Source organism: Mycobacterium sp. TH-M25 (assembly GCF_057473665.1).
On the sequence record NZ_JBYCLA010000022.1, the window covers coordinates 1 to 3,220 of the forward strand.

Genomic DNA, 3,220 nt, shown 5'->3' on the forward strand with positions numbered 1-3,220 from the left:
TTCGGGAAACTCTCTGATTCGGAATTCAGTGACAACTCAGCTTTCGAGAAGGAAGCGCAGGTCCTCAGTGCACCCGAACTCGATGACCTCGACGACACCGACAACCTTCGCGTCCTGGACCTGATCGGTCCCAGCGTCTCCGAGCTTCGCCTGAACCCGCTCGAGCGGAGCCGAATGCGCGGGCGCAGCGGGCCGGAATCGACGGTCAGCCGCGGCCAGCACCGCAAACAACTCTCTGGAGCCACCCGCGGCCGCGTTTTGATCAGCGCGATGGCCGCCGGCGCCGCCGCAGCGGCCGCACACTCGGCCACCGAGCCGCCGCAGCACAGCAAAGCCGCGACCATGCTCGCCGCCCAGACCGCCCAGACCGGCCCGATCAGCACCTCCGACGGCGGTATGCAGCTCGTCACCGTGCGACCGGCTGCCAACGTCGCCGTGCACAACGCCGAATTGGCTCATGGCGTCGCGTTCGCTCAAGAGCGTGCCCAGCGTGAAGCCCGGCTCCAGCAGCCTCTGTTCGTCATGCCGACCAAGGGCATCTTCACATCGGGATTCGGCTACCGGTGGGGCGTCCTGCACGCCGGCATCGACATCGCGAACTCGGTTGGCACCCCGATCCGTGCGGTCTCCGACGGTCTCGTCATCGCCGCCGGACCGACCGCGGGTTACGGCATGTGGGTCAAGCTGAGGCACGCCGACGGAACCGTCACCCTCTACGGACACGTCAACACCACCACGGTCAGTGCGGGCGAGCGCGTGATGGCCGGTGACCAGATCGCCACCATGGGCAACCGCGGCAACTCCACCGGCCCGCACTTGCACTTCGAGGTGTTGCTCAGCGGAAGCCAGCGCGTCGACCCCGTTCCGTGGCTGGCAAAGCGCGGTCTGTCCGTCGGTACCTTCGCCGGTTGATCGTGACTGACCCGAACAACCCGTCGTGGCCAGGAAGCCACGAGTCTCGCATCATTCGGCGCGCGCCCACTGGTGCGCTGCCGAAGTCGGACGACACCCGCGCGGCATATGTCGCCCCACCACTGCAGCCGCAGTTCTCGCCCACACCCGTCTCCTTCGGTGAGCCCGGCCGCGCCACGGCGGTGGCCGCCGCGGCAGTCAGCATCGTGAGCGGCTGGGCCACGTCGGTGGTGGCGACCGACCTGATCGCCGGCTGGTGGCACACCGATCGGCTGTTTTGCATCGCGGTGGGATTTTTGGCGCTGATCTTCGCGATGGCGACGATTTCCGGGGTGATCTTGCTGTTGCTACGGCAAGCGCTGAGCCGCTACCTGATCGTGGCCGGCGCGGTGGTCGCGATCCTCACCTATCTCGGCGTGTTCATCGCCGGAGCGCGGGTGGCCTGGATCGTGCATACGCTGCCCCTCCTGCCGATCGCCAGCGCGGTGCTGACACTACTGCCGCGTACCCGCGACTGGCTGGAAGAGGGTCAGCCCTAGCATCGTCGGCGCGCCAAAGCTGTTGCCGCATCAGAGCTTCGCCACCGGCGCGTGGTTGTGCATCAGCTTGACCCGGCCCGAGCTGCCGAAGTCGATCAGCGACATTGCCGACTCGCCGATTCCCGACACCTCTTCCACGCGGCCCAGCCCGTACTTGTCGTGGGTGACCCGGTCGCCGGGTTCCAGCACCAGCAGCGGACGCTTGCTCGCCCCGCCCCGCGTTGGTGACGGCCGGGGTGCGCCGAATCGGCCGGCCCCGCTGACCGGCGCGCTGAACGACGGGGTCGGGTCGGTACGCCGCCAGTCGATCAGCTCCTGCGGAATCTCGCGCAGGAACCTCGAGTCCGGGTTGAGCATGGGCTGCCCCCAGGACGACCGGACCTTGGCCCGACTGAGGAACAGCCGCTGCCGCGCCCGGGTGATCCCGACGTAGGCCAGCCGACGTTCCTCGGAAAGCTCGGCCGGATCGCCCAACGCTCGCATGTGCGGGAACATTCCGTCTTCCCAGCCGATGACGAACACCACCGGGAACTCCAGGCCCTTGGCGGTGTGCAACGTCATCAACGTCACCACACCGGCCGTCTGCTCGGGGATTTCATCGGTGTCGGCCACCAGCGACACCCGCTCCAGGAATTGCGCCAGCACACCCGTGTCCGGCACGTCCTCATCCACCGGCGCATCATCGAGCGCCACAGCGTTGGCCAGGTCGGTAGCGAACTCGTGCGCGACGCTGACGAGTTCGTTGAGGTTGTCCAACCGCGCCAGGTCCTGCGGATCACTCGACGACTCCAGCTCGTTGCGATAGCCGGTGCGCTCGAGCACCGCCTCGACGAGATCACCGAGGTCGCCCTCGGACGAGGCAAGCTTGGTGCGTAGTTCGCCCATCATCTCGACGAAACCTGTAATTGCTTTGGCCGACCGGGTGTTCAGCAGCGGCACCTTGCCTTCGGCGGCGGCTTCCAGCGCGTCGGCGAAGCTGGACCCGGTGTTCTCCGCGTACACCGCGACGCAGGCCTCGGCGCGGTCACCGATGCCTCGCCGCGGCGTGTTGAGGATGCGTCGCAGGCTGACCGCGTCGCCGGGGTTGTCCAGCACCCGCAGGTAGGCCACGATGTCGCGGATCTCGCGGCGCTCGTAAAACCGCACTCCCCCGACAACTTTGTACGGAATGCCGGCGCGGATGAACACTTCTTCCACCGACCGCGACGAGTTGTTGGTGCGGTAGAACACCGCGACGTCGTTGTAGGTGATCTCACCATTGGCGGCCAGCGCATCGATTTCCTCGGCGATGAACCGCGCCTCGTCGTGTTCGTTGTCGGCGACATAGCCGACGATCAAGTCACCTTCACCGGCGTCGGTCCACAGCCGCTTGTCCCGACGGGCGGGATTGCGCGAGATCACCGAGTTGGCCGCCGACAGGATGTTCTGCGTGGACCGGTAATTCTGCTCGAGCAGGATCGTGGTGGCGTTGGGGTAGTCGCGCTCGAAGTCTTCGATGTTGCGGATCGTGGCACCGCGGAAGGCATAGATCGACTGGTCGGCGTCACCGACCACGCACAACTCCCCGGGCGGCACACCCTCTTCGCCGGGTTCGAGATCGCGGCCGACCAGCTCGCGGACCAGCACGTATTGCGCATGGTTGGTGTCCTGGTACTCGTCGACCAGGATGTGTCGGAAGCGCCGACGATAGTGGTCGGCGATCTGCGGGAAGGCCTGCAGCACCGCGACCGTCTCCCCGATCAGGTCGTCGAAGTCCAGCGCGTTGGCCA

The 3,220-nt window shown here is 66.7% G+C and carries 3 protein-coding genes; 2 read left to right on the top strand and 1 reads right to left on the bottom strand.

The window, feature by feature from the left end; all coding sequences use genetic code 11:
* Positions 1 to 912 (top strand): M23 family metallopeptidase (locus tag AC2VOU_RS00755; protein ID WP_486955632.1); only part of this gene is annotated, 912 nt, incomplete at its 5' end.
* Between the two features lie 50 nt (positions 913 to 962).
* Positions 963 to 1,451: a hypothetical protein gene (locus AC2VOU_RS00760; RefSeq protein ID WP_486955634.1), complete on the top strand. Its 489-nt coding sequence runs from the start codon at positions 963 to 965 to the stop codon at positions 1,449 to 1,451.
* Positions 1,452 to 1,481: 30 nt separating this feature from the next.
* On the opposite strand, the gene AC2VOU_RS00765 is transcribed toward AC2VOU_RS00760, so the two are convergent.
* Positions 1,482 to 3,220 (bottom strand): 3'-5' exonuclease (locus AC2VOU_RS00765; RefSeq protein WP_486955633.1); only part of this gene is annotated, 1,739 nt, incomplete at its 5' end.